General features: G+C 58.3%; 2 protein-coding genes. Both read right to left on the reverse strand.

Annotation, left to right across the window (positions count from 1 at the left end; genetic code table 11):
- The coding region (locus J5224_RS29425; protein WP_264628608.1) for an ABC transporter substrate-binding protein at positions 1 to 783 on the reverse strand (783 nt) is incomplete at its 3' end.
- Positions 784 to 808: 25 nt separating this feature from the next.
- On the reverse strand, positions 809 to 1,093 hold a 285-nt coding region (locus J5224_RS29430; protein WP_264628609.1), incomplete at its 5' end, for a hydantoinase B/oxoprolinase family protein.

Below are 1,093 nucleotides of genomic sequence, written 5' to 3' on the forward strand. Positions count from 1 at the left end.
GCCAAGATCCACGGTGCCGGTTTCAAAGGCAACCGAACGCGATGAGGCGTCAGGAATAAAGCGGATCACAATCTGATCGACATACGGCTTTTCTTTATCCCAATAATTAGGATTACGCTTGAGGATCAGATGGCTACCGCGCTCCCACTGGCTAAACAGGTAGGGGCCGGTGCCGATCGGTGCGCTTCCGTTCGGGTTTTTAAGCGGATCGGTATTCTCGTAGATGTGCTTGGGCAACATCGGCGATTCTGCTGCGGTCAATGCACGTAACAGATAAGGTGCAGGTTGTGACAGCTCAATCACCGCCGTGTTGGCATCCGGCGTTTTCACCTCAGTGACGCTGGCGAAGGTGCTGGCACCGCGCGGGTGATACTTTTTAAGCAGTTCGATCGAGTAGGCCACGTCCGCTGAGGTGAAATCCTGCCCATCATGCCATTTCACCCCTTTGCGCAGGTGAAAAGTATAGGTTTTGCCATCGGGACTGACCTCCCAGGCGGTAGCCAACTGCGGCTGTGGATTGAGATCGAAATCGTATTTCAGCAGCCCCTCCGTCACCTTGCCGCTCACACTCAGGCTTGGCGTCGCAACGGTGGACAGCGCCACCAGCGTCGGCGGCTCGGCGTTCAAGACGATGTTCAGCGTGCCGCCGCGCTGTGGCTCCGGCGTTTGCGCGTATACGGTGGCACCGCTGGTGGCTAACAGAGCGTACAGCGCCAGCGTTGCCGCTAGCTTCACCGGACGCGGTTGATGCTTTTTCCCTAAACGAAAGTCAAACCAATTCATAAGCACCTCAATATCGTTATTTGTTTTAATCACCGTGGTGATAATCGCGGCTGGCAGCTTGTGCGCTGACCAGTCCGCTACGGACATCCTGCGCGATAGCCTGTGCTGAACGCTCACGCGCATCGCCCAAACCGCCGCCGCCCGGCGTTTCCACCACCAGATGTTCTCCCGGTGGGATCGCCTGTCGGCCTTTACCTTTCAGCAGTGCGCCGGAGGCCAGACTGACTCTGCCCGGCGCGCCGTCCGCACCGCCTTCTGCGCCACGGGCGGGATAAACGATGCGATCCCAGGCTGCGCCCAGTAACATCGG

Source organism: Candidatus Symbiopectobacterium sp. NZEC135, assembly GCF_025962695.1.